This is a genomic window from Croceibacterium selenioxidans (assembly GCF_018599195.1).
GTDB lineage: Bacteria > Pseudomonadota > Alphaproteobacteria > Sphingomonadales > Sphingomonadaceae > Croceibacterium_A > Croceibacterium_A selenioxidans.
This window is the reverse complement of the sequence record NZ_JAHFVK010000001.1, coordinates 912,942-937,169: the sequence shown is the minus strand read 5'-3', so window position 1 is coordinate 937,169 and position 24,228 is coordinate 912,942. Positions and strand designations below refer to the sequence as shown.

Below are 24,228 nucleotides of genomic sequence, written 5' to 3'. Positions count from 1 at the left end.
TTCAGTGGAAATCCCGCGACTTGGGAATGACCCTGACGTTGCGGGGGTGACGATGGCTTCCCCCGTGATCGCCATAGGCCAGGGCGGGCTTGAGCAAATCGTCAGACAGGCGGTGCAACTGTTCGGTCGAGTCGGTGAGATGCGCGGCGATCACGTGGATTACGTCTTCGTCGTATTCGACACGGCCGCGGACTTCGATCAGCCGCGCACCCATTACCACCTTGCGGTATCGCTCCATGGTGTCCGGCCACACCACCAGATTGGCGACCCCAGTCTCGTCCTCGAGAGTGATGAAGACCACCCCTTTGGCCGAACCCGGCCGCTGGCGGATCAGCACGACCCCGGCCACATTGACCATCGCGCGGTGCTTGCGGCTGCGCAAGTCGCTGGCCCGCAGGAAACCGCGCTCGGCCAGAGAAGCGCGCAGGAAGCTCATCGGATGGGCTTTCAGCGACAGGCGGTGGGTCTGGTAGTCGGCGATGACCTCCTCTGACAGGGGCATCGCGGGCAAGCTCGTGATCGCGCGTTCGGCCCCCTCTTCCCGTTCCTCGGCATACCTGAACAGCGGGAGCTCGGAACCCGCGGCCAGGCTGCGCGCATCCCACAAGGCCTGCCGCCGCGGTAGGGAGAGCGAGCCGAAGCAATCCGCCGAAGCGAGCCGCTCGATATGAGCGGGGGGAATCTTGGCCAGGTCACGCAGCTCCGTCACGTCGCGATAGGGTCCTGCCGCCTGCCGCCTTGCCACCAGTTTCGCCGCGACATGTTCGGGCAACCCATCGACCTGCCGCAGGCCGAGGCGGAGCGCGACGTCGTGCCCTCGTTCTTCCAAGGTGCAATCCCAGTCCGAATGATTGACGTCTATCGGCAGGATCGTAACCCCGTGTTCCGCCGCATCGCGGACGATCTGCGCAGGGGCATAGAAACCCATCGGCTGGGAATTGAGCAACGCGGCGGCGAAGGCGGCCGGGTAGTGGCATTTCAACCAGCTCGAGACATAGACCAGGTGCGCAAAGCTTGCGGCGTGGCTTTCGGGGAAACCATACTCGCCAAACCCCTTGATCTGGTTGAAGCAGCGCTGGGCGAACTCCGGATCGTAGCCGCGGTCCACCATGCGGCCGACCATCAGGTCCTCCAACTCGTGAACCATGCCGCGCGACCGGAACGTGGCCATTGCCTTGCGCAGCCGGTTCGCTTCGGCCGGAGTGAACTTCGCCGCATCGAGGGCGATCTTCATCGCCTGCTCCTGGAAGATCGGCACGCCGTAAGTGCGCCCAAGAATGGAGGACAGTTCATCGGACGGGCCATGTTCCGGTGCGGGGCCTGGAAGGTAGAAGCTGGTCTTCCCTTCGCGCTCGGCCTTGCGTTGCTTGAGATAGGGGTGGACCATGTCCCCCTGGATCGGCCCCGGGCGCACGATCGCGACTTCGACTACCAGGTCATAGAACCGTCGCGGCCGGAGGCGCGGGAGCATGTTCATCTGCGCTCGGCTCTCCACCTGGAAGACGCCGAGTGAATCCCCCTTGCAGAGCATGTCGTAAACTGCCGGATCTTCCCGAGGCAAAGTCGCCAGGGTGAGACTACGATCATGATGTTTTTCAAGGAGATCGAAGCCCTTCCTGATACAAGTCAGCATGCCAAGCGCGAGCACGTCGACCTTGAAAATACCGAGATCGTCGATGTCGTCCTTGTCCCATTCGATGAAGCTCCGCTCGGGCATCGCGCCATTGCCGATGGGCACGGTCTCGGTCAGTAAGCTGTCGGTGAGGATGAAGCCACCGACATGCTGGCTCAGATGCCGCGGCATGCCGATCATTTGCTGCGTTAACTTCAGAACTCGTCTCAAGTGGGGATCGGACAAGTCGAGCCCGGTTTCCCTCAGGACATGCTCCTCGTCGATTTCATGCCCGTGCCCGCCCCAGACCGTACGGGCGAGCGACGAGGTCACGTCCTCCGACAGCCCCATGACCTTGCCGACTTCACGGATCGCCATGCGGGGCCGGTAGTGAATCACAGTGGCGCAAAGCCCGGCGTGACTGCGGCCATACTCTTCGTAGATGTGCTGGATCACCTCCTCACGCCGCTCATGCTCGAAATCGACGTCGATGTCGGGCGGCTCGGTTCGCTCCGCGGAGATGAAGCGGTCGAACAACAGTTGGTGTTCGGCAGGATCGACCGAGGTGATCCCAAGGCAGAAGCAGACCGCCGAGTTCGCCGCCGAGCCACGGCCCTGGCAAAGGATCGGCGGTTCCTGACTACGGGCAAAGTCGACGATCTCCTTGATGGTCAGGAAATAGGGCGCAAGCTTGAGTGTGCCGATCAATTCCAGCTCATGCTCAAGTGTTTTCTTGATAGGCTCAGGTAAACCGTTGGGATAACGCCATTTAGCACCTTCCCACGTCTGCTGCCGGAGATACTCCTGTGACGTCATGCCATCAGGATAGACCTGCTTCGGGTACTCGTATTTCAGCTCGGCGAGACTGAACTGGCAGGCATCGGCGACTTCACGTGACGCCACGATGGCGTGCGGCCATCGCGCGAACAACAGCTGCATTTCGTCCGGGCTCTTCAGGTGCCGTTCCGCATTGGCGTGAAGCCGGTAGCCCGCCTTGGCGACAGTGGTCTTGTGCCTGATTGCCGTCATCACATCATGCAGGGGCCGGCGGTCGGGCGAATGGTAATGAACGTCATTGGTAGCGAGAAGCGCCAGGCCGTTTGCCTTGGCCAACGCGTCGAGCCGGTCGATCCGGGCCACGTCGTCACCGCGATAGAGATAGCTCGCACCCAGGTGACGCAGGGTGGGAAGTGGGCGGACGAGATGAGGAAGGATCTCGGGAAACCGAGCGGTCAGCCAGTTCCCCTTCCGTTTGGGAGAGGGGTGGGTTGTGGCGGTTTCAGCGGCCCCACCCCTAACCCCTCCCGCAAGCGGGAGAGGAATAACGTTGTTCTCAACTTCGATGGTGAGTTCGGCGTCGAGGTCCCGCGGCGGCAGCAGGATCAGCTGGACGTCTTCGGTATGCTCGGCCAACATTCGCAGTGAGATCTCGCAGACGCCCTTGTCCTGCCACTCACCCTCCAGCGTGCTCATCCGGCCAGCCGAGATCAGCCTACACAATCGGCCATAGCCCGCGCGGTTGAAGGGGTAAGCGAGAAAGGCGAGACCTTCGACCGTCTCGATCCGGCAGCCAATGAGAGGCTTGAGCTTCAAGGTCCGGGCTTCGGTATGGATGCGCACCACTCCCGCCATCGAATTGGCATCGGCAATGCCGACCGCATCGTAGCCCAGAGCCCGGGCGGTGTTCACCAGGTCGACCGCATCCGACGCGCCGCGCAGGAACGAAAAGCAGGAAACCAGGCCGAGTTCGACAAACGGCGCACGCGCAGGAGGGACGATCGTGTCGGGATCGACCTCGGTCCGCCGCTTGCCGGGAGTGAGGGAGGATTCTGGCATGCACCTTTCGCCGTTTGCATCGAATATTTATGTTCTCTTTTTGTTCCTTTCAAGGCTCTGGCCTGAACTCACGGCTGTTTTTCGATCGGCTGGCGCTTAACGCCAGCGCCGCGCGAGCAGGAACAGTACCGCGGGCCAGAACACCGTGTTGGCGAAATCGATGTAGTGCTCGAAGGGTGCCTGCGGAGCGCCCGAATACCAATCCACCATTTCATTCAGCGTGGCGAAGAACACGACCAGCGCAAGAGGGATCGGAGAGCGCATTTTCTTGCGCAAAATCAGGGCGGACAGGACGAAGATCAGCAGTCCGGCGTGAATGTGCAGCAGGTCCTCGGAGGCGCCGGTAATGACTGAGAGATATTGCTTCCCCGAGCGGTAGCCGGTGACGAGAGATTCAATCGCTGCTTGCATCGGTCGCCCCTAGGCTGATTTCAATTGCCGCGTCCAGCCATGGTTCAACTGCACAATCCCTGGAGAAACCAGTCGGGCGCACCGCCCCGCCCGTCTCCTGCGAGACCTGCGCGATAAATCCAGTAGCGGCGGCCTTCACTGTCCTCGATCCGGTAATAATCCCTCAACCGCGTGCCGCTCCTCTCGCGCCACCATTCGGGCGCGATCCGTTCGGGCCCTTCGACGCGCACGACCTCGTGCAGGCCACCCCGCCAGCGGAACTGACGGGGGTGGCCGTCGGGCGTGGCATAGAGCACGGCGATCTGCTCCGCCCGGTCGAGCAGTTTCAGCGGACGAGCGTGAAACGCCAGTTCCTCTTGAGAGACCGGTTCGGGTTCGAGCGGAGGCTGCCAGCGCTGCGCTCGCTCGGGGATGTGGCTCGCATAGGGTACGGGACGGCGCACGGCGGCCGTGCCGAGCCGCATGGTCAGCCGGTCCATGCAGGCCGCCAGCGAAGTGCCGGAATCTTCTGGTTGGGCTCCGAGGCCCTTTTGCACCACCGCGAGCGGCTCTGCCCAGAGCGCGCGCATCCGCACCAGCTCTATGCCAAAGCCCGCATCGATATCGTCGAGCCGCCCGGCAAACAGGCGGGCGATATGCGTTGCTTCGCGCGTGGCCGCGGCCAGTTCGAGCGGGCGCAGCACCACGTCACCATCCACGCGCCACAGCCCAAGCTCGAGGCGGCGCGCACCTTCACCCCGTGCTTCGAGTTCGCGCGCCATGTCGGCGGCAAGGTCGGCCACGACCCGGATGAGCAACTCGCTGTGACGGATCGGTTCGAGCAACCCGCGCTGGACCAGCGCTTCGCTGACGCGAACCACCGGTAGCAAGGGCTCCGGCGCCCGGCCCAGCAACTGGTCCATCCTCAGGAGGGGATTGGTCACCGGCGATCGATGGCGAAACCGGCGTTTGAGCGCGTCGCGCCCGACCCCGGCCAGATCGCCGATGCGCTTGAGTCCCAGCCGCCGCAGTACAAGCAGCACTTCACCGTCGAGCCGCAAAGCCCCTACCGGCAGCCCGGCGAGACAGGCTTCGATGCTGTCCTGCGGCGCGAGGATCAGTGACCCGCCACCGTGATGGGCAAGCGCCCACGCGGCCCCGGCCGTGGGCGCAATGGCCGCGCGTGCCGTCAGGCCTTGCGCGATAAAGCGGGTTTGCACCTCCGCCAGCAACCGCTCCTCTCCCCCAAACAGGTGAGCAACGGCGCTGATATCGACCAACAGGCCGTCAGGCGGATCGAGCGCCGTCCATGGCCCCCAACGCTGCGCCCAGACTGCCAGGCGTTCGAGAAACGCGAGGTCGCCCGCGCGGTCCGAAGGTGCGACCTTGAGCGCCGGGCACACGGCTCGCGCATCGGCTACCGCCATTCCGGGCCGTGCGCCGGCAGCGAGGCCCGCGTCGTTGACCGCTTCGATACGAAGCCCGTGGGCGGTTTCGGCGATCAGTGCATAAGGTTCGCCATCCGCACCCTGCCCCCGCTCGCAACCTTCAGCATGCCGCCAGCGATCGACCGCCAGCCGCGGCAGCCAGATCGCCATGATCCGGCGCGGTGGAAGGGCGTTCGGCGGCGAGACCTTTTCCGTCATCGCGCAAGATCCATTCTCCGGTGGCAAGGGTGCGGGCACGGAACAGCTCGGCATGCCAGGCGGGCGTACCGGGAGCGGCCGTATTCCATCCTGGCGGCAGCGAAGCAGCTGAGCGAACCTGCCAACGCATCCGCGCCGAAGACAGGTCCCGCTTCGCATCGTGGCGGACCAGGAACAACCGAACGCCGTATCGCTCCGCCGCCAGCGTCAGGCGCCGTGAAGCGGTGAAATCGAGCGTCTTGGGGTTGCCGGCTATCTCTCCGATCACGCAGGCCATGTCGCGGCAACGTATCCCTTCCTCCAGGGCGAACAGCGCATCTTCCGGCTTGGGAGCGAGGACATGGATAACCCGGTTGCGCAGCTCGGGCGGCAAACCCGCACGATAAGGCCTTCCATTGAGACGTAGGGAAGTGGCGTCCTGCACCCACAGCAGACTGCGATCCCCAAGCCGATCGCCGCCCTGCCCGCGCAATCCGTCGAGGGCCAAAGCAAGCGCCACAGCCACCCCGCTGCCTTCGTCCGCACTGGCAAAGACCTCGTTATGCGGAGCGCAGGGCAAACCGGGGCTCCACCGAGAAGCCTGTTTGCCCGGCAGCGATAACTGCGCGGCAGTGGGGAAGGCTGACAAGTTCACGGCGAATCGACTCCAATGTTCACTTTATGTTCCCATCCGGAGAGAATGGCAACGGAACTGCGTCCAGTCCTGCGGGGTTATCCGAAAAAAGCGGAGACCTCGCATGGACAAGGCCACGACCCTCAAACACAAATTCTGGACCACGCTGGCTGATAGTCCGTTCGTGTTCCTGCAGACCGATGGCGATCCCCAAACCGCGGTGCCGATGATGGCACAGCTCGACAGCGAGGCTCATAGCACGATCTGGTTCTTCACCAGCCGACGCGGCCCATTTGCCCATGGCGGCCAAGCCACGGCAACGTTCACCGGCAAAGGCCATGACCTGTTCGCCCGATTTTCCGGCACCCTCTTCGAGGAAACCGACGCCGCCCGCTTCGACCTTGAATGGAGCCCCGCCGTCCAGGCCTGGTTTCCCGGCGGCAAGGACGATCCCGACTTACTAATGCTTCGGATGGACCTCGACCAGGCCGAGATCTGGAACCTGGACTACGGACTCATCGACACGGCAAAAATGATGCTCGGCTACGACATCCGCGAGAAGGCCGCGCAGCAACACGTCCGCACCGCGCTCTAACAAGGGAAAAGGCCGCTCTCCTGGGTGGAGAGCGGCCCTTGGCATGTCAGGGACGTCCGCGATCGGGGATGCCCGGGATATCAGGTTCGATATCGGCAAGTTCGGCCTCGTGAACCTCCACGATGCCGCGACCCAGATGGCTGTGAGACCGGCCATAGGCGAAATAGATCACCAGCCCGATCGCGCCCCAGACGGGCAGGAACAGCATGGCCTGGATCGGCAGGTTGAAGAACAGGAACGCACAGCCCAACATCGTGAGCGGCGCAACGATCCAAACAGCCGGAACCGTGAAGTGCCGTTTACGACCGGCATCCTTCTTGCGCAGCACCAGGACTGCCACCGCGACCATGAGGAAGGCATAGAGCGTTCCGGCGTTCGAAATGTCGGCCAGCTGCCCCACCGGGAAGAACGCAGCAGCGATCGCCACGGCCCCACCGGTGAGCGCCGTCACCACGTAGGGCGTACGGAACTTCGGGTGCACCTTGCTAAGCTTCTCCGGCAGCAGTCCATCGCGGCTCATCACGAAGAAGATGCGCGTCTGGCCGAACAGCAACACGAGAATGACCGAAGGCAGCGCCAGGAACGCTGCAACGCCGAGCATGTTGCCGACGGCCGAGAAACCGATCGAGCGCAGCACGTGCGCCAGCGCCTCGTCGGAACAGACCAGTTCCTGCGCATACTGCGCCATCGCGCACTGCTTCGCGAGTTCCTCCGAACCTGCGGGAAAGGGAATACCGTTCGGACCCATGATCGGCTGTCCGCCCAGCGTGCCGATCGCGCCTGCCGCGACGAGAATATAGAAAACCGTGCAGAACAGCAGCGATCCGATCAGCCCGATAGGCACATTTCGCTGCGGGTTCTTGGTTTCCTCAGCCGCGGTGGACACCGAATCGAAGCCGACATAGGCGAAGAAGATCGTCGCTGCCGCACCCACCGCACCGACACCGGTACCGAAGCCCCCGAACACGCCCGCCGGCAGGAAGGGATTGAACCTGGCGACGTCGAATTCGGCACTGGTAAAGGTCAAGGCGACGAAGACGGTCAAGGCGACGACCTTGATCGCGACCAGCACGGCGTTGAACTTGGCGCTTTCGCTCGTGCCGACGATCAGCAGCGCCGTTACCAGCAAGGCGATGATCAAGGCCGGGAGATTGATCAACCCGCCCTCCGCGCCACCCAGCGCGAGCGGCCCCGCCGCCAACCATGGCGGCAAAGCTATGCCGAAAAATTCGTTGAGTATGGTGCCGGAAAAATACCCTGACCACCCGACCGAGACGGCCGCGGCGGCGATGGCGTATTCCATGATCAGCGCCCAACCGACCGTCCAGGCCAGGATCTCGCCAATCGTGGCATAACTGTAAGTATAGGCGCTTCCGGCGACGGGGATCATCGACGCAATCTCGGCATAACAGAGCGCCGCGACGATGCAGACCAGGCCGGCTATGGCGAAAGCCAGCATCAATCCGGGCCCCGCCTTTTGCGCGCCGGCTGCGGTGAGCACAAAGATCCCGGTGCCGATCACCGACCCGATGCCAAACAACGTTAGCTGGAACCAGCCAAGCGAACGATGCAGCGACTTCTTCTCTGCCGTAGCCAGAATGGCATCCAGCGATTTAACACGACCGAACATCCGGTTCTCCCGCTCCGGCATGACAGATCAACGCCGGCCCCTCAATTGGTTGCGAAGCTAACCGCATTCACGAGCAAGGCAAGCGCGTTGCTGGTCCTTTGCACAGCGACCGCAAGGGCTCTACAAGCCCGCCATGTCCACCTTTCAGCTCGACACATCGACCAGCCGCGCCCATCCCACGCCGCAGCCCATGCGGCGCCTGACGGTTCCGGCCATCCGCAAGCGCAAGCAGGACGGCGTCACCGCAGAACCCATCGTCATGCTGACCGCCTACACGGCCAGGCAGGCGCAGTTGCTCGATGCCCACTGCGACGTGCTGCTGGTGGGCGATTCCCTTGCCCAGGTTATCTACGGGCTGGATTCCACAGTACCCGTCACGCTGGAGATGATGGCCAATCATACCGCCGCTGTGGTGCGCGGAAGCTATCACTCGGTCGTGGTGGTCGACATGCCGTTCGGCTCCTACGAAGCTTCACCTGCCCAAGCCTTCGAAAGCGCTTCTTATCTACTCAAGGCGAGCGGGGCCGCAGCGGTGAAGCTCGAAGGCGGCGAAGCCATGGCCGAAACGGTCGAGTTCCTGATCAAGCGGGGCATCCCGGTGATGGGTCACGTCGGTCTTACCCCGCAGGCGGTCAATGTGCTGGGGGGCTACGGCGCGCGCGGCCGTGGCGATGCCGAGGCGGGAAAAATAGTCAGCGACGCCCGCAGCCTCGCCAATGCCGGCGCTTTTTCCATCGTGGTCGAAGGCGTGATCGAACCCCTGGCAGTCGAAGTCACCAAGGCCGTGCCTTGCCCGGTCATCGGCATCGGCGGCTCGGCCCAGTGTGACGGCCAGGTCCTGGTGACCGACGACATGCTGGGCATGTTCGAGCGGGTTCCCCGGTTCGTGAAGCGGTATGATGACCTTGCCAGCCGTATCTCGGCCGCGGCCCAGGCCTACGCGGCAGAAGTGAAAGCCCGCACCTTTCCCGGCGACGCACAGACTTATCAGCCCGGCTGACCGGGTCGGGCGGTGGAGATCGTCAACGAGGCTTGCTTGCGTTCAAGGCCGCGCCCGCTATGGCGCGCGACAGTTCGATAGGAAACCGACGTGCTGCGCTACTACAAGGGATCGATCGTCTTCACCCTGGTCTGCCTCGCCCTGGCGGTGTGGTACGGGTGGGAACTGACTGGCACTGCATCGGGCACGCTTTCCCTGCTGTGGATCGTGATCGTCCTCTCCGTGCTGGAAATCTCGCTTTCGTTCGACAACGCCGTGGTCAATGCCACGGTTCTCGACGAGATGGACAGGGTCTGGCAGCGGCGGTTCCTTACGTGGGGCATGGTGTTCGCAGTGTTCGGAATGCGGATCGTCTTTCCGCTCGCGATCGTCGCCATCGCTGCGGGACTCGGCCCGCTCGAGACCATCCACCTCTCCCTCAACGATCCGGTACGCTACGAGGAGATCGTCTCTAGCGCCCATGTCGGCATCGCCGGGTTTGGCGGCGCGTTCCTGGCCATGGTCGGGCTCAAGTTCTTCTTCGACGCCGACAAGGACGTGCACTGGATCTCGGTGGTCGAGGAAAAGCTGGCCCGGTTCTCCCGCATCGAGGCGGTAGAGATCGCTTTCCTGCTGGTCACTCTCTACGCCATCTCCTTGCTCTTGCCCGACGAGGAGGCGCTTACCTTCCTCACCGCCGGCCTACTCGGCCTTGTCACGTTCATAGCGGTCGAGGCAGTGGGCAAAATCCTCGAACTCAAGGAGGAAGCCCGCGCCGCGACGGGCGTGGTCGTTCGGTCGGGCCTGGGCGGGTTCATTTACCTCAACGTGCTCGACGCCTCATTCAGCTTTGACGGAGTGATCGGGGCCTTCGCGTTGTCCAACAACATGATCGTGATAGCGCTGGGTCTTTCGATCGGCGCGATGTTCGTCCGTTCGATGACGATCATGTTGGTGCAGAAGGGAACGCTCTCCGAGTACCGTTACCTCGAGCATGGCGCTTTCTGGGCGATCATTGCCCTCGGGGCGATCATGCTGCTGTCGGCCAACTTCCACATTCCGGAGACGGTCACGGGCCTGATCGGCGCCACGCTGATCGGTATTTCGCTGTGGTGGTCGGTGCGCCACAACCGGCGCAATCCCGATCCTATCGAGGAAGCTCTGCGCGGCGAGTGAGACGGTTGGCCAGCGGCGCCGATATCACCAGCTGAAGCAGGTGGTAGGTCAGCACCGGCAATAGCAGCAGTCCAGCCACGGCGGGTGGGAACAGCAGGCTCGCCAGCGGAGCGCCCAGGGCGATGCTCTTCTGTGCTCCAGCGAACAGGAAGGCGATGCGGTCATCGCGCCTTAGCCTTAGCGCGCCTCCCAGCAGCCAGGCTCCGGCGAAACCGATCACCAGAAACAGGCCAACCAGCGCGACGAGCGCGGCCCAGGAGGCCACGTCCACCTTTTGCCACAGCCCCTGCTCCACGGCCCCTGAAAACGCCACATAGACGGCAATCGCGATCGACGAGCGGTCCATCCAGGTGGCCAGCCGGCGATGCTCCTTTACCAGTTGCCCCACCTTGCCCTGCGCGATCTGGCCGATGACGAATGGAACCAGCAGGATCAGCGCCACTCGTTCAAGCGAGTCGATATCGAAACCGGCGGCCTTGCTACCCGCGACCAGGGAGAACAGCGGCGCGCTCAGGAAGACACCGAGAATGTTCAGGAATGCGGCGGCAACGACGGAGACCGCGACGTTGCCTCCGGCAAGCGACGAATAGGCTGTCGCCGATTGCACCGTCGATGGCAGAACTCCGAGGAACAGCAAGCCGAGCGCGACTTGTTGCGGCAAGGCCAGGGCAGAACCGGCCTTCGCCAAGCCCCAGCCCGCCAGGCCCATGGCGGCGAAGCACCAGACCGCCAGCGGCAACAGCAGCCGGAGATGCCTCATGCCCCGAATGACCTCGGCCCTGGGAAGGCGCAGTCCGTTGAGCAGGAAGAGGACGAAAATCGCCCCGTTTGAAACGCCTTGCGCCAGGGGCCGGTACTCGGCGGACACGGGCAGAAAGGTGGCAAGCAAAATCGCCAGCAACAGGAGGCGAACGAGCGGGTCGATGCCGCCTGCGATACGGGCTAGTGCCATGCCCGCGAACTGCCCGTGCCGGGCGCTGCTGTCCAGATGGCTAGCGCTGGGCCAACTGGGCCGCGCCCGCTGAACGCTGCACTTTCGCCAGGAGCGCATTCGCCTCGGCCTGACTGGCTCCATCGCCATCGAAGAGGTTCGCCAACACCGCCGTAATTCGGGGGTTGTTCCGCTGTAACGTGTAGGCGCGTTGAGCTGTCTCCAGCACCACGTCGCCCCTCCGGGCGCCCACTTCGGCCAGATCGGCCAACAGGAGCGGATCCTGGCGTCCCGAAAAGTTATTGGAAAAGCTCAACAACGCCACGGCTACCGGCAGGTTACCTTCCTGCGCTTCTATCCTTCCCAGCAAGGTCGCCGCTGGTACGGAGCGCGGGTTGTGGATCAGATATTCCCCCAACAGCCGCTTTGCGTCCTGCTCGCGCCCCAGCATTCGCTGCGCGGCCACCATGCGCTCGACCAGTGAGAAATCCCGTCGGACCTCGGCCGCCCGCGAATAGACTGCGAGTGCGGCACCGGGCGTTCCCGCTAACAAGGCCACGTCACCTCCAAGGACCTCCACGTCGGCAGAGCCCGCGTACTCCTGACGCACCCTGTTGGCGGTTGCAATTGCCTCCGCCCGGCGCCCTTGCGTCAGCATCTGACGCAGCAGTCGCACGGCCGATTGGGCTTCAGGCCCGGTCGGACTTCCCGTGGTCACAGGCAGGACGGCCATCAACGCCGGCCGTGGGCCCGCAGCACGGTCGAGATAGCGCGCCGCTCCCGATCTCAGGCCCATTTGCTCGTAGGCTCGCCCCACCAGCGCCAACAGGTACGGCGAGGCATCGGCCCTTTCGGCTGCCGGACCAAGACGCGCGACCACTCCCTCGGCGTCGCCACTGGCAAGCAGCGCCCTTCCAAGCAGCATGGCGGCATTACCATTGTCGGGCTGGGCTCGCGTCAGCGTCTCGAGTTGCTCTGCGGCGAGCTTCGCGCTGCCGTTACGCAACTCGATTATCGCAGACAGGAGCTGTGCGGCAGGCGTGTTGGCATAGGCGCCATTGGTTCGATCGATTAGTCTCCGCGCGAGACCCGCGTGCCCGGCTCTCGCGGCCAGGACGGCCTGAAGAAGGTAGGCCCGGGGATGTCGAGGATCGATATCGACCATCCGGCGCGCGACCCGCAGCATATCCGCATTGCGCCCGGCCTCCGCCAAGGTCGCAGCATATTCCCCAAGCAGTGAGAGGTCGTCCGGTGCCTGTTCCAAGCCTTTCTCGAACCACGGCAGCGCGGCGACTGGCCCCACCGAATCGCGCACGAGCTGTCCACGGAATTCAAGAGCGCGGGGATACTGCCCATCGGCCTCAAGCGCGGTTCTTGCCGCCTCAAGAGCCAGATGATGCTGGCCGGTCCGATAGCGGAACCGGCCTACGTCCACCCAAAGCGCGGCGCTCCCCTGACCATCCGCCAGGGCACGATCGTAAGCACGGCTAGCGGCATTGAAATCGCCCTCTTCGATCTCCAGCCGCGCGAGCGCTCGTAGCCCCCGCTCCTGAGTGGCGGGGGAGAAGTCCTCTGGCTCGAGCCACTTTCGGGCCGCGGACAGATTACCCTGCAGCAGTTCCGCTTCACCCGCGATCGCCGCGACGCGTGCGCTTGGGATCCCAGCTTCGAAAGCCCGGTTAGCCGCCAGCTCCGCCGCGGCACCGTCGCCGTGATCGAGCGCCGCTTCCGCTTCGGAAACGAGGTCGCGGCCCGGGGCGGCTAGGGCCGCCGGGCTGGCTGCGAGAACGGCCGCAGCGACCAGACAGACGCGCAGGTCAGGCCTGCAGGCCATATTGCTTGAGCAGGTCATACAGTGTTGGCCTGCTAATCCCGAGCAGCCGCGCCGTATTGGAGATGTTGCCCTCGCTGCGCGCCAGGGCGTGACGGATGACCTTGCGGTCGGCGCGTTCGCGAGCGCTCTTGAGGTTGAGCACATCGGGGTCGTCCTCGCCCCCTTGCTGCAGGTCGAGATCCCCGGCGGTGACGAGCTTGCCATCGGCCATGATCACCGCTCGTTTCACCCGGTTCTCGAGCTCGCGTACGTTGCCCGGCCAATTCCAGGCATCGATTGCCGCGAGGGCGTCTGGCGAGAAGCCACTGATCTGCGGGTTCATCTCGCGAGCGAACCGCTTCAGAAAGGCCTTGGCGAGCAGCGCGGCATCACCGGGTCGCTCGGCCAGCGGGGGAATCTTCACGACCACCTCAGCCAGGCGGTAGAACAAATCTTCACGGAAGCGGCCTTCCGCGATCATCGCCTCAAGGTCCTGGTGAGTGGCGCAGACGATGCGGGTGTCTACGTCGATGGCTTTGCGGCCGCCGACGCGTTCGATCTGGCGCTCTTGCAGAAACCGCAGCAGCTTGACCTGAAGCGGCAGCGGAATGTCGCCCACTTCGTCAAGAAAGAGAGTGCCACCGTTGGCTAGCTCGATCTTGCCCTCGGTCGTCTTGACCGCGCCGGTGAACGCCCCCTTCTCGTGTCCGAACAGCTCGCTTTCAAGCAGGTTCTCAGGGATCGCCGCGCAGTTGATGGCCACGAACGCGCCAGCCTTTCGACCGCCGGCTTGGTGTAATCCCTTCGCTAGCAATTCCTTGCCGGTTCCGCTGGCGCCAAGCAGCATGACCGAGACATTGGCGCTGGCGACGCGTTCGATCGTGCGGGCCACCCGCACCATCTCGGGCGCAGCGGTAATCAAGCCACCCAGAACGGTGTTCCCCTCACCCGCCCGATCGGCCAGGGCGCGGTTCTCCGCTTCGATCCGATGCAAATTGAGCGCGCGCCGGACGATCAGGCCGAGCTGCTCGATGTCCACGGGCTTCTGGTAGAAATCGTAGGCTCCGCACTCGATGGCGTTGAGCGCGCTTTCGCGCGCGCCGTGCCCCGTCGCCACAATCACCTTGGTATCGGGCTTGAGGGCCATGATCTCGTTGAGCACGGCGAACCCTTCAGTCGTTCCGTCGGGATCTGGCGGCAACCCCAGATCGAGAGTCACAACGGCCGGCTCTTCCGCCCGTAAGGCCGCGATGGCGCTGGCGCGGTCGCCAGCAATCACGACCTCGAAATCCTCGTAAGCCCATTTGAGCTGGGCCTGCAGGCCTTGATCGTCTTCGACGATCAGCAGCTTGGGTTTCGTGAAGGTCATTGTGCTACCTCAATCTGGGTTGTCTTGAGCGAACGGAGCTGCTCGGCCGTTCCGGCCAGCGGCAGAGCAATACGAAACCGGGTGCCCAGTCCTTCGCGGGACTCGACATCGACCTGCCCTCCCATGCCGCGAATGAGCTCGCGAGCCTCGAACGCGCCGATACCGAAGCCTCCCGGCTTGGAAGAGTGGAAGGGTTTGAACAGACGGGTACGGACGAACTCGGCACTCATGCCGATTCCGGAATCGATGATCTCGAGGACCGCACGGCCCTCGTGGCAACTTTGGCGCAGAATGACCGGGGACAGTTCGTCGCTGGCTTCGATGGCGTTCTGGACCAGGTGGACCAGCGCCTGCTCCAATCCTTCCCGATCGACCCGCACCATGCACGGCGTCAGGTCGACCACCGCCACCTCGTGTTGGCCCCGGTAGCGCTCCGCCAGTCGTAGGAGGACATCTTCGATGGCAACGCTCTGCAGCGCCTCGTTGCCTTGCGCACCATAGCGACCCAGGCGCGCCAGCAACGCCTGAAGCTTGTCGGCGCTGTTTCGAAGCGTGATCAACATGTCGGCCCGGAATTCCGGCTTGTCGGCATGCCTTTCGGCGTTGCGCGCGAGGAGCGAGAGCTGGCTCGCCAGGTTCTTGATGTCGTGCATAACGAATGCGATGCGCCGGTTGAACTCGTCGAACCGTAGCGCCTCGCCCAGCGCATCCTGGCTCGCTTGCTCGGCGAGATAGCTGGCCAACTGACGTCCAACCACGCCCAGCAAGTCGAAATCCTCCCAGTCGAGGCGTCGCGTGAGGGGGGGCTTAGCGAGAACGACGATACCGACCAGCCTGTCGTAGTGGACCAGCGGCACCATGGCCCACGCGGAAAGCTCGTCCATCAGCCATGACGGATGAGCGGCCGCCGGGACCGCCTCCACACGACCGGCGCGCAAATCGTCCAGGTCGACAATGAACCGGCTGGTTTCGAAGAAGCGCACGCCGGCGGTCGATAGCGCCTCGGCCGGAACCTCCACCTGGGGCCACTGCCACCGTGTGTCGAGCGCAAGTCCGCCGTCTTCACGTGGGACGAGAAGCAGGCCCGAAGGACTGTCGGTCACGTCCGCCACCGCCTGAACGATACGTTCGCGCAGTGGCGAGGCTCCGGAACCGGCGCGTCCCATCGTGTCCGTGAAGCGAAGCCACTCGGCCCGATAGTCATATCGGTGCTGGAACAGGTGCTTGGAAAGGATCACTCGCAGCCAACCGCGAAGCCGGCTCGATGGCATGACCAAGAGGGCCGCCGCAGCCGCCAGCGCGACAAAGCCCAATTGCATCAGGCGCGCGAATTCTCCGCCGGCATAGGCCAAGCCCTGGGCGACCAACACCATCGCCAGCAGATAGGCCCCGATGATGAGTAGCGAGAATGACCGGAAGGCGACGTAACGCGAAGGACCGAACCGCAGGTTCGCGCCGTCTCGCAGCGAACCGATAGCGAGGAGCGCCGTGGTCACGATCACGGGAACTACTCGCAGGGTCAGCAGAGTGTCGGGATGAGCCGCGCTTAAATAGGCGACGGTCGCGGTGTTGAGATCGTAGAGCCACAGAACCGTCAAACCGGCGGCGGGCCAACGAAGTGACTCTCGCGCGGCATTGGATGCGCCCACGTAGAGATTGTGCACCAGGACGAGGCCGCCGATACTCGCCAATGCCCGGAGCGCCATTTCGAATGACAGGAAAGACCGAGCGGGTGACCCGCCTTCCGAATAGATGAGTTGAAGCACCAGCAGGGCGATCAGCAGAAGCTCCAGGAAGCCCAGCACTATCAGCACGGACCGGATGGCGCCTATGCGATCGCGTCCGTCATGGGCAAAGAACCGATAGAGCGCCCAGAACCAGGCAATGTTAGCCACACTCAGCGCCATGGCCGTGCCGATGGCGGAGGAACCGAGCCCGATGAAGAACAAGGCCCAGCCAGCCGTGAGGATCAGAGCCCCAGCCACGGGCTTGGCCGCGAGCCCGCGATCGTTAGGCGAGGCCAGAAGCCAGCCCGCAAGGGCCAGCGCCGAGCCCGCGCACAGCAGGTAGAGTACAGGCGCGAGGAAGGGCCACAGCGCGTTCATTAGCGCGAGCCTTCCGGCCAGATGATCACCCGCAGGGTCTGCAGTAGAATCAGGAGATCGAGGAAGGGCGTGTAGTTCTTGGCGTAATAGAGATCGTATTCGAGCTTACGTCGCGAATCTTCAATCGAGGCGCCGTATGGATAATTGATCTGGGCCCATCCAGTGATGCCAGGCTTCACCATGTGCCGCTCGGCATAGAAGGGAATCCGATCATCCAGATCGTCAACAAACGCCGGCACCTCGGGCCGCGGTCCGACGAAACTCATCTTGCCGGTCAACACCGTCCAGACTTGCGGCAACTCGTCGACCCGTATCTTCCGGATCAAGCGTCCCACCCGGGTTACCCGAGGATCGTCCTTCTCCGCCCATTTCGCGCCGCCCGCCTCCGCGTCGATGCGCATCGAGCGCAGCTTTAGGAGGATGAATGGCTGACCGTACAATCCCACGCGAACTTGCCGGAAAAGCGCAGGGCCCTTGCTGTCGATCTTTACCAGCAACGCGAACAGCGCGATCACCGGGAAACTCAGGAGCAAGAGCAGGCCGCTGGCCAAAATATCGAACAGTCGCTTGGCCGCGCTCGAAAAGGCTCGCCCTGACGAGAAGCCGTCCGAAAAGATCAACCAGCTGGGATTGAGAGTATCAAGGTCCACGCGGCCCGTTTCGCGCTCCATGAAGCTCGAAAAGTCATTCACGTGTACGCCTGCCGTCTTGATCCGAAGCAAGTCCTTGAGCGGCAGGGCATTCCGTCGCTCCTCCAGTGCCAGGACCACTTCGCTCGCCTTCGTGTTCGCCACGAAACTTGAGAAATCCTCTATCGCGGAACGGACGTCAGCCTCGACGATCAAGGGATGGCCCTCGTTCATGTCGACATAACCCACGATGCAAAAGCCGCTACCCGGGTCTTCACTTAGTGTTTTGAGGCGCAGTGCCCGATGGCCTGCTCCCAACACTAGGACGCGCCGACGAAAGGCGCTTGCTCCGAGAATTCCGCCCACCGCGATCCGGTTGAGCATGAGGAACACGATCGCGAAGCCCATCGCGTAGAGCAGTGTGGATCGCCAAAACGTGTGCCCCGGCAAAACGAAATCGAGCAGCGCGAGGGCGATCAGTCCCAAGCTGACCGCAACCAGCAATCGAGCGGCGGCAAAGCGATGAGAACGCAACGCGTCGCTGCCGTAGACGCCAACTGAAATCATCGCGGCCATCACGACTACCGCGAAGCCGGCCAGCATGCCGAAGCGGTCGATGAGAGCGCCAGGATCCATCCCGATCTGCGCCGCTCGCAGCGACCAGGCCATATCTCCTGAAAGCACCAAGAGTCCGCCGTCGATCGCGCCGAGCAGCAGGACGGCATGCGGTACATAGTGCTTGAAGAGACGAACCATCATTCCAACCGGCCGCGCCCACCCTCTGAGGTGGACTACGACCGGTTAGAGACGAGAGATGAAATGTCGGTAAACTTTACACGTAGGTCGGCTACAAAGTGATCAGTTGCCGACCTTGTCCGCGGCCTTCTGCGCAGCATCGCCGACCTGGTTTGCGGCGTTACCCACATCACCGGCCGCTTCAGCCACCGCATTGTCTTTCGAGACTTCCGCGCCGCTCATCCCTGAAAAGAGCCAGAGCGCCGCGCCTGCCAAGAGAATCAACAGCAAGACGATGATCCACATCGTCCCGCCCCCACCCCTCGAGCCTTCGCTCACCACCGTCGTATGAGTGGAACCCGAAGGACTATCTACTTGGGTAATACGTTCTTCAGCCATGGCATTGCCTCCTTCACCATAGGCCAAGCAACGGCCGTGGAAATCGAGGGTTCCGCCAAGACGGTCGGCTCGCGCTGACGATCGAGCGGTCAAGCGCTGACCCTACGGTTGGCGCCCCCGGATAACTAAAAATTGGGCACGCGCTTCACTGGAAAATTTTCTCGCTGAAGGGCCGCTTGGCGCCCGATCTACCCATTCGGACCTCAAGAGATATGCTCCGGACGCGGCCGTTTTAGCCTTAACCCCATGAGAAGATTTCGGTCCTAGCGCGGCCCCATGTCCTGGGGTTCTTTCCGAAAATGTCTTCTGTCGGCTTGGGTATTTCTGGCCGCGCTGTCGTCTTTCAGCGCCGGGCCCGCTTCCGCGACGAGTACTTCCGCAGGCCGCTCTTGCTGGGCCCACGCTAGCCTGACGGAAGACCTTATGGCTGTAGTCGGGACGCCGGAAAGATGGGTCTGCGGCACCGGGAAGTTCTCGATCGATGCAGAGCGAGTCCTCCTACGCTTCGAGGTCGCTCAAGATGACCTTCCCAAGTATTTCCTTTCGCGGCGCAGCGCTTTGGAGGCAGTGCATCTCCTCGCCATCGATCATGACGGTGCGGTCCGGCAAGCGACAGTGGCTGCCGGCGACTTATCCAACTCCTTGATCGGAGGGTACTTCAAGGCACCGCTGCCCAAAGTGACCCGCGAAACCCGAGAAGTCATTACAGCGGTCGACCGGCCAAGCCATCGGATGACGCTAGAAAAGGCTCACCTCGCATCGCGCGATGCGGGCGCCGACAACATGCGGTTGCTCATCCTCCTCGCCGGGTTGTCCGGAACGCTCGTCATGCCGCTGATTTTCAACGTGGCGTTCTACCGGATTCTGCGCGAACCTTTCGTCATCTGGCATTCCGCGCTCGCGCTAACGCTGTTGCTGACCATCGTCGTGTCATCCGGGCTGGCGGTGATGCTGTTCGATCCGCCTCCGATGACGCTGAGCTGGCTGACGACGCTGCTCTTCGGCATGACGGTAGCTGCCGGAGCGATGTTCACCTATCGCTTCATCGAACCCGGTTTAATGCATTCACGGCTGAGGCGATTGCTCCCTTGCTGCGCGGCATGGGCCTTATTCCTGAGTGCGTTCCACGCCGCCTTGCCGTTCGTTGCACGGCCTGTGCAGTCGAGCGCCTACACGGCCGGGTTCGCGCCCATCCTGATCATCTTCCTGATCGCCTTGATAGACGCCTTACGACGGGGAAGCCGCGCCGCGAAGTTCCAGGCCGTCGGCTATGCCCCGATGGTCCTGGTGGGATTAATTCGTCTGGTCACGGGGGTGGCCCCCGGATTGCCCAGTACGGATGCCATGGTTCTGTTCTACGTTGGATGTATTTCCGAAATCCTCTCTACGACTCTCGGTATGGCAGACCGGTTTGTGACGATGAAGCGAGAGCGCGACCGGGCACGCACTGAGGCGGAATTCCTCGAACTGTTGTCCGAAACCGATCCCTTGACGGGACTTCCAAACCGCCGGGCGATCGAGCGGGAGTTCGAGGCGCTTCGATCGGAAGGGTTTGGCTCGCTGGCCGTCATCGATCTGGACCACTTCAAGTCGATCAACGATGCGCACGGACATTCTGTGGGCGACGCAGTGCTCAAGGCGGTTGGCGATGCGCTGCAGCCAAAGGGGCCCAACCTTCGCGCTTACCGGCTGGGGGGCGAGGAATTCGTGCTTCTTCTCCGTGGCGAGAATGCCGCTTCCCTTGCCGAAGTCCGACGCCGCGCCATTCCTGCAACCGTCGCCGAAAAAGTCGCCGGACTAGGTCGATCAGTCACTGCGAGCATGGGAGTGACAAATTTCGCCGAGCATGAAAGCTTCGCAAAATCCTACGAGCGGGCCGACAAGCTACTCTACGAAGCGAAGGACATGGGACGAGACTGCACTCGAACCCCGATGAGCGCGATGCTGTCCCTGGACCCATTTTCGAAGCGTGCAGAAGCCGCCTAGCAGTGGCCCTGAGCTCAAACGGACTGTGTTTAAGGCCGATAGGATGGCGCGATGAGTCGACCGCCGACTCTTGGATCGGGCGATGCATGGCTGCCCATCCGGCATTCTGAGAACGGCCCTTACCCGCCGCGGTGCCCACCTTTGACCCTCGCGGCAACAATGGAAATGGCGGAATTCCGCCGTTTTTTGGGAGTGGTGCCCCTGGCCCGACTCGAACGGGCACGTCTTTCGACAATCGATTTTGAGTCGATCGCGTCTACCATTCCGCCACAGGGGCTCCCATCAAGTGCGCGGGTTAGCCGGGCATCCCGGCGGGTTCAAGGAGGATAGTCCTGTCAGTCCTTAATCGCCGCCGCAATCAGCTTGTGCAGGCGCGAATGAACCGTGTCATTACCGGCAATGATCTGCGCGTCGCAGATCGGAAGCGAACGGCCCCGATAGTCAGTGACGAAGCCCCCGGCTTCCCGCACAAGAAGGCATCCGGCCGCGGTGTCCCAGGGGCTGAGGTCGCTTTCCCAGAACGCGTCATAGCGTCCCGCGGCAACCCAGGCGAGATCAAGAGCTGCCGAACCAAACCGGCGAATGCCGGCGACTTGCGGTCCCACGGCCTTGAGGATGCTAATCCATTCGCCAAAATTACCATGCCCCTGATAGGGAATGCCCGTCGCGACCAGTGCATCCGACAAGCTCCGGCGGGAGGAGACCCGCAGTCGAGCATCGTGGAGCCAGGCCCCGCGCGTTTTCTCGGCCCAGTAGGTTTCGTCGGTGACGGGCTGGTAAACCACACCCGCGACTACATCGCCCCAACCGCTGCCATCGAGCTTGGGCTCCTGCACCGCAATGGATATGGCGAAGTGAGGAATGCCGTGGAGAAAGTTGCTGGTGCCATCGAGGGGATCAACAATCCAGCGCGGCTTGTCAGGCGCACCTTCGATGATTCCGCCCTCCTCGAGAACGAAACCCCAGTCCGGCCGCGCCTGGCGCAGTTCGTCCCACAGCGTACGTTCAGCGGCCTGATCGGCCTTTGAAACGAAGTCCGAAGGTCCCTTGCGGCTAACCTGAAGATGCTCGATCTCGCCGAAGTCGCGCCGCAAGCGGCTGCCCGCCTTGCGAGCGGCGCGCTCCATCACGCGGATTAATCCGGAAACTGCGGCCAATTTTAAGTTCCTTCGTCGTCAGTCGAGCGCAAGACGGACGGAGCCTGCGGTCACCTTGACCTGGCCCCACCCGCTGGAAAATTCGAAGCGCCGTCCGTCCCCAGCGACGGAATAGACGATAGAGTAATCGTCTGCCTGTTCGGGCGCCTTCTCGATCTGCAAATCTTCGATATCCGAAAACCGGATGTAACCGCCGCGGTAGCAGCTTTCGTCCCCGTCTTGGGGCACCGCGTATTGCGGATGCCTCTCCGACAGATTGAAGTCCATCTCCAGAGTCAGCGACTCGTCGTCATAAATGACGCCCGTGAGATAGCTGTTCTCGAAATCGATTCCGTCGAAACGGGGATCGCTGATGCTGCTCATATCATCCGGCTTTGCCAACATAAGTCCGTTCGTAAACATCCACGACGATGCGCGTACCACTTTCGATGTGCGGAGGCACCATCACGCGCACGCCGTTCTCAAGAACGGCGGGCTTGTAACTGGATGAAGCCGTCTGGCCCTTCACAACCGCATCAGCTTCGACGATCGTCGCTTCGACCTGGTCCGGAAGCTGGACACTGATGGGACGTTCTTCCCACAGTTCGAGCATGACTTCCATGCCGTCTTCCAGGAACGCGGCCGCATCGCCGATGAGATCGATCGGGAGCTGGATCTGGTCGTAAGTGTCCTTATCCATGAAGACGAGCATATCGCCCTCAGCATACAGGTACTGGAAATCCTTGGTGTCGAGACGAACGCGCTCGACGGTATCCGCACTGCGGAAGCGAACGTTGGTCTTGCGGCCATCTTGCAGATTCTTCATTTCGACCTGCATGTAGGCGCCGCCCTTGCCGGGCTGCGTGTGTTGAATCTTGGCGACTTTCCAGATACCGCCCTCGTATTCGAGAATGTTGCCGGGACGGATGTCCACGCCGCTGATCTTCATCGCAGGTAGCTTTCAAATTGGAATGGGAAAATGTGGGCGGCCCCTAGCGATTTACCGCGTTCATGGCAATGCAAGCCGTTTCACGGTAGGCACTCAAGCATGAAATCCATTTCAGCACTGGTGGCGCTGGCCGCGATTATCAGCGTGCCGGTTCACGCACAGGGTGCGATAGGAACCGTTCAGCGGGGCAAATATGTCTGCGAGCTACCAGGCGACGCGTCCGGGAGCGCAGGGATCGCGCAGCCCAATCTCAACTTCACGATCAAGAGCGCTTCTCGCTATTCCACCGCGAAGGGCCGTGGCGCTTATCTTCGCCGGGGCGACATCCTGACTTTCACCAGCGGCCCTCGCCAAGGCGAAAGCTTCGTCATCATCAGTCCGAATTTCGTAAGGCTGCTTGAAGATGGAAAGGCTGGCAAGCTGCGTTGCGTGCGGTCAAGTCACTGACAGCCAGTCACCCGCATCGTCAAAATCAGTGCGGATAGGTCCGTCCAAATAACAAACGAGAACGACCGTGCGCGCGAAGCACACGGCCGTTATTCCCAAAGGACGACGCCGCAAGCAGTCGGATACCGCCCCGCAGCGTCAAGTCCAATTAGGGGCTGGTCGGACGATCGTTGCTGCCGCCGGTCGCGGCAACGATGCCGAGAATTACCGCAACAGCCGCGAGCAGCGGGATGATAAATCCGCCGCCGCCAAGCGCTTCACCTTCGACCTCTGAGCCAGCGCGGGCCGAAGCGACCGGCGCGGTTGCAGCCTGGGCGGCAATTGGCGCAGTGATGAGCGACGTCGCCACTGCAGCGACCAGAGCTTTACTCAACTTCATAACCTGAACCCCTTCACTGATTCGAACTCTTTTTGTCACAGCTTCAGCACGAGGACAATGTGGTTTTACACTTATTGACAATGTCTTATGGGGAAAAACCCTGAGTAAAATTGCCTCGTAGCAGGATAATACGAATAACTGTGTTCAAGGTTCCCGAACGATCTGAATATGTTGGCAATCTGTCCCAATTACCGTTTCATGAGGTTCGTGAACTCCTCGATCACCTGAGCTTCGTCCCCATTCCAGACCGAACCACTGACCGCGAGAAAATCCGCGCCCGCTTCGACCAAGGGAGAGCAGTTCTCTGGCGTGATCCCGCCGATCGCGACACAGGGAATTTCGAAGAGGTTCTGCCACCAGGAGAGAATTTCTGGCTCCGGGCGAACTTCCGTAGCTTTGGTCGTGCTGGGGAAAAACGCCCCGAAAGCCACGTAGTCTGCACCGGCCTCTCCGGCTTCCATCGCCAAGTGTCTGCTTGCGTGGCAGGTGACGCCTATCTGGGCTTCGCGGCCCAATGCCTCCCTCGCTTCGCGAATGTCGCCGTCTCCTTGGCCCAGGTGCACCCCGTCCGCCCCCAGGCGCTTGGCCAGCGAAATGCTATCGTTGACGATAAACGCGACATCGCGGGCCCGGCAGATCGACATCAGCGGATCGGCCAGGCGCGCCGCTTCGTGCTGGTCGACATCCTTCACCCGAAACTGAAACGCCGCGATTGGCCCCGCATCAAGCGCCCGTTCGAGCCGCTGAGGAAAGCGTCCCGAAACGTCGAGCGGAGAGATCAGATAGAGCTGGCAATCGGACATTCGTAGCGCCCTACCCGCACCGTCGCCGTCAGCCAAGAGTCTGGACGATCCGGAATCATCCCGGCAGGAT

The 24,228-nt window shown here is 62.5% G+C and carries 21 protein-coding genes and 1 tRNA gene; 5 read left to right on the top strand and 17 right to left on the bottom strand.

Annotated features, from left to right (window positions below; all coding sequences use genetic code 11):
- Nucleotide 1: 1 nt before the first annotated feature.
- The 4 genes from KK137_RS04625 to KK137_RS04610 form a co-directional block, all read right to left on the bottom strand.
- Complete coding sequence (locus tag KK137_RS04625) at nucleotides 2-3,448, bottom strand: error-prone DNA polymerase (RefSeq protein ID WP_214534901.1); 3,447 nt, start codon at nucleotides 3,446-3,448, stop codon at nucleotides 2-4.
- A gap of 96 nt (nucleotides 3,449-3,544) precedes the next feature.
- Nucleotides 3,545-3,859: a hypothetical protein gene (locus KK137_RS04620; protein WP_214534899.1), complete on the bottom strand. Its 315-nt coding sequence runs from the start codon at nucleotides 3,857-3,859 to the stop codon at nucleotides 3,545-3,547.
- Between the two features lie 44 nt (nucleotides 3,860-3,903).
- Nucleotides 3,904-5,484 (bottom strand): Y-family DNA polymerase, encoded by a 1,581-nt coding sequence (locus tag KK137_RS04615; RefSeq protein WP_250893581.1) that lies wholly within the window; start codon nucleotides 5,482-5,484, stop codon nucleotides 3,904-3,906.
- Nucleotides 5,387-6,118 (bottom strand): hypothetical protein, encoded by a 732-nt coding sequence (locus KK137_RS04610; RefSeq protein WP_338027971.1) that lies wholly within the window; start codon nucleotides 6,116-6,118, stop codon nucleotides 5,387-5,389. Before KK137_RS04610 ends, KK137_RS04615 begins: the two co-directional genes overlap by 98 nt.
- Nucleotides 6,119-6,221: 103 nt before the next feature.
- Here KK137_RS04610 and KK137_RS04605 point away from each other — a divergent pair, with 103 nt between their 5' ends.
- Nucleotides 6,222-6,692 carry a pyridoxamine 5'-phosphate oxidase family protein gene (locus KK137_RS04605; protein ID WP_214534897.1) on the top strand — a complete coding sequence of 157 codons (471 nt, stop codon included), beginning with the start codon at nucleotides 6,222-6,224 and terminating at the stop codon, nucleotides 6,690-6,692.
- Nucleotides 6,693-6,738: 46 nt separating this feature from the next.
- On the opposite strand, the gene KK137_RS04600 is transcribed toward KK137_RS04605, so the two are convergent.
- Entirely contained in the window at nucleotides 6,739-8,322 is a 1,584-nt protein-coding gene (locus KK137_RS04600; protein WP_214534896.1) for an amino acid permease, read from the bottom strand.
- 133 nt (nucleotides 8,323-8,455) lie between these two features.
- Here KK137_RS04600 and panB point away from each other — a divergent pair, with 133 nt between their 5' ends.
- Together panB and KK137_RS04590 are read left to right on the top strand one after the other, a co-directional pair.
- The gene (panB, locus tag KK137_RS04595; protein WP_214534895.1) at nucleotides 8,456-9,322 is read left to right on the top strand and encodes a 3-methyl-2-oxobutanoate hydroxymethyltransferase; all 867 of its coding nucleotides are present in this window, start codon (nucleotides 8,456-8,458) and stop codon (nucleotides 9,320-9,322) included.
- A gap of 90 nt (nucleotides 9,323-9,412) precedes the next feature.
- The gene (locus KK137_RS04590) at nucleotides 9,413-10,477 is read left to right on the top strand and encodes a DUF475 domain-containing protein (RefSeq protein ID WP_214534894.1); all 1,065 of its coding nucleotides are present in this window, start codon (nucleotides 9,413-9,415) and stop codon (nucleotides 10,475-10,477) included.
- On the opposite strand, the gene KK137_RS04585 is transcribed toward KK137_RS04590, so the two are convergent.
- From KK137_RS04585 to KK137_RS04560, 6 genes are all read right to left on the bottom strand, one after another.
- Nucleotides 10,449-11,429 (bottom strand): bile acid:sodium symporter family protein, encoded by a 981-nt coding sequence (locus tag KK137_RS04585; RefSeq protein WP_214534893.1) that lies wholly within the window; start codon nucleotides 11,427-11,429, stop codon nucleotides 10,449-10,451. The two genes, KK137_RS04590 and KK137_RS04585, sit on opposite strands and share 29 nt — an antisense overlap.
- Nucleotides 11,430-11,469: 40 nt before the next feature.
- Entirely contained in the window at nucleotides 11,470-13,242 is a 1,773-nt protein-coding gene (locus tag KK137_RS04580; protein ID WP_214534889.1) for a tetratricopeptide repeat protein, read from the bottom strand.
- Complete coding sequence (gene prsR / locus KK137_RS04575) at nucleotides 13,226-14,590, bottom strand: PEP-CTERM-box response regulator transcription factor (protein WP_214534888.1); 1,365 nt, start codon at nucleotides 14,588-14,590, stop codon at nucleotides 13,226-13,228. Before prsR ends, KK137_RS04580 begins: the two co-directional genes overlap by 17 nt.
- Nucleotides 14,587-16,695, bottom strand: coding sequence for an XrtA/PEP-CTERM system histidine kinase PrsK (gene prsK / locus KK137_RS04570; RefSeq protein ID WP_214534887.1), 2,109 nt, complete (start codon nucleotides 16,693-16,695; stop codon nucleotides 14,587-14,589). Before prsK ends, prsR begins: the two co-directional genes overlap by 4 nt.
- Nucleotides 16,695-18,080 (bottom strand): TIGR03013 family XrtA/PEP-CTERM system glycosyltransferase, encoded by a 1,386-nt coding sequence (locus tag KK137_RS04565; RefSeq protein WP_214535974.1) that lies wholly within the window; start codon nucleotides 18,078-18,080, stop codon nucleotides 16,695-16,697. Before KK137_RS04565 ends, prsK begins: the two co-directional genes overlap by 1 nt.
- A gap of 102 nt (nucleotides 18,081-18,182) precedes the next feature.
- The gene (locus KK137_RS04560) at nucleotides 18,183-18,458 is read right to left on the bottom strand and encodes a hypothetical protein (RefSeq protein WP_214534885.1); all 276 of its coding nucleotides are present in this window, start codon (nucleotides 18,456-18,458) and stop codon (nucleotides 18,183-18,185) included.
- Nucleotides 18,459-18,881: 423 nt separating this feature from the next.
- Here KK137_RS04560 and KK137_RS04555 point away from each other — a divergent pair, with 423 nt between their 5' ends.
- The gene (locus KK137_RS04555) at nucleotides 18,882-20,444 is read left to right on the top strand and encodes a sensor domain-containing diguanylate cyclase (protein WP_214534883.1); all 1,563 of its coding nucleotides are present in this window, start codon (nucleotides 18,882-18,884) and stop codon (nucleotides 20,442-20,444) included.
- Nucleotides 20,445-20,637: 193 nt separating this feature from the next.
- Here the strand turns inward: KK137_RS04555 and KK137_RS04550 are convergent.
- The 4 genes from KK137_RS04550 to efp form a co-directional block, all read right to left on the bottom strand.
- A tRNA-Leu gene (locus KK137_RS04550) sits at nucleotides 20,638-20,721 on the bottom strand.
- Between the two features lie 58 nt (nucleotides 20,722-20,779).
- Nucleotides 20,780-21,601 carry an inositol monophosphatase family protein gene (locus tag KK137_RS04545; protein ID WP_214534871.1) on the bottom strand — a complete coding sequence of 274 codons (822 nt, stop codon included), beginning with the start codon at nucleotides 21,599-21,601 and terminating at the stop codon, nucleotides 20,780-20,782.
- An 18-nt stretch (nucleotides 21,602-21,619) separates the two neighbouring features.
- Nucleotides 21,620-21,964: a hypothetical protein gene (locus KK137_RS04540; protein WP_214534869.1), complete on the bottom strand. Its 345-nt coding sequence runs from the start codon at nucleotides 21,962-21,964 to the stop codon at nucleotides 21,620-21,622.
- A gap of 1 nt (nucleotide 21,965) precedes the next feature.
- Nucleotides 21,966-22,529, bottom strand: a complete 564-nt coding sequence (efp, locus tag KK137_RS04535; RefSeq protein WP_214534867.1) for an elongation factor P — start codon at nucleotides 22,527-22,529, stop codon at nucleotides 21,966-21,968.
- 99 nt (nucleotides 22,530-22,628) lie between these two features.
- On the opposite strand from efp, the gene KK137_RS04530 reads away from it, so the two are divergent.
- Complete coding sequence (locus tag KK137_RS04530) at nucleotides 22,629-22,976, top strand: elongation factor P (protein WP_214534865.1); 348 nt, start codon at nucleotides 22,629-22,631, stop codon at nucleotides 22,974-22,976.
- Nucleotides 22,977-23,124: 148 nt separating this feature from the next.
- On the opposite strand, the gene KK137_RS04525 is transcribed toward KK137_RS04530, so the two are convergent.
- Both KK137_RS04525 and thiE read right to left on the bottom strand, forming a co-directional pair.
- Nucleotides 23,125-23,355, bottom strand: coding sequence for a hypothetical protein (locus KK137_RS04525; protein WP_214534858.1), 231 nt, complete (start codon nucleotides 23,353-23,355; stop codon nucleotides 23,125-23,127).
- Nucleotides 23,356-23,543: 188 nt separating this feature from the next.
- Nucleotides 23,544-24,158 carry a thiamine phosphate synthase gene (gene thiE, locus KK137_RS04520; protein WP_250893580.1) on the bottom strand — a complete coding sequence of 205 codons (615 nt, stop codon included), beginning with the start codon at nucleotides 24,156-24,158 and terminating at the stop codon, nucleotides 23,544-23,546.
- Between the last annotated feature and the right edge of the window lie 70 nt (nucleotides 24,159-24,228).

Bases quoted from the DNA above. Each gene is read 5' to 3' on its own strand.
- KK137_RS04625 (WP_214534901.1), bottom strand. From the start codon at position 3,448: ATGCCAGAATCCTCCCTCACTCCCGGCAAGCGGCGGACCGAGGTCGAT.
- KK137_RS04620 (WP_214534899.1), bottom strand. From the start codon at position 3,859: ATGCAAGCAGCGATTGAATCTCTCGTCACCGGCTACCGCTCGGGGAAG.
- KK137_RS04615 (WP_250893581.1), bottom strand. From the start codon at position 5,484: ATGACGGAAAAGGTCTCGCCGCCGAACGCCCTTCCACCGCGCCGGATC.
- KK137_RS04605 (WP_214534897.1), top strand. From the start codon at position 6,222: ATGGACAAGGCCACGACCCTCAAACACAAATTCTGGACCACGCTGGCT.
- KK137_RS04600 (WP_214534896.1), bottom strand. From the start codon at position 8,322: ATGTTCGGTCGTGTTAAATCGCTGGATGCCATTCTGGCTACGGCAGAG.
- panB (WP_214534895.1), top strand. From the start codon at position 8,456: ATGTCCACCTTTCAGCTCGACACATCGACCAGCCGCGCCCATCCCACG.
- KK137_RS04585 (WP_214534893.1), bottom strand. From the start codon at position 11,429: ATGGCACTAGCCCGTATCGCAGGCGGCATCGACCCGCTCGTTCGCCTC.
- KK137_RS04580 (WP_214534889.1), bottom strand. From the start codon at position 13,242: ATGGCCTGCAGGCCTGACCTGCGCGTCTGTCTGGTCGCTGCGGCCGTT.
- prsR (WP_214534888.1), bottom strand. From the start codon at position 14,590: ATGACCTTCACGAAACCCAAGCTGCTGATCGTCGAAGACGATCAAGGC.
- prsK (WP_214534887.1), bottom strand. From the start codon at position 16,695: ATGAACGCGCTGTGGCCCTTCCTCGCGCCTGTACTCTACCTGCTGTGC.
- KK137_RS04565 (WP_214535974.1), bottom strand. From the start codon at position 18,080: ATGGTTCGTCTCTTCAAGCACTATGTACCGCATGCCGTCCTGCTGCTC.
- KK137_RS04560 (WP_214534885.1), bottom strand. From the start codon at position 18,458: ATGGCTGAAGAACGTATTACCCAAGTAGATAGTCCTTCGGGTTCCACT.
- KK137_RS04555 (WP_214534883.1), top strand. From the start codon at position 18,882: ATGGCTGTAGTCGGGACGCCGGAAAGATGGGTCTGCGGCACCGGGAAG.
- KK137_RS04540 (WP_214534869.1), bottom strand. From the start codon at position 21,964: ATGAGCAGCATCAGCGATCCCCGTTTCGACGGAATCGATTTCGAGAAC.
- efp (WP_214534867.1), bottom strand. From the start codon at position 22,529: ATGAAGATCAGCGGCGTGGACATCCGTCCCGGCAACATTCTCGAATAC.
- KK137_RS04530 (WP_214534865.1), top strand. From the start codon at position 22,629: ATGAAATCCATTTCAGCACTGGTGGCGCTGGCCGCGATTATCAGCGTG.
- KK137_RS04525 (WP_214534858.1), bottom strand. From the start codon at position 23,355: ATGAAGTTGAGTAAAGCTCTGGTCGCTGCAGTGGCGACGTCGCTCATC.
- thiE (WP_250893580.1), bottom strand. From the start codon at position 24,158: ATGTCCGATTGCCAGCTCTATCTGATCTCTCCGCTCGACGTTTCGGGA.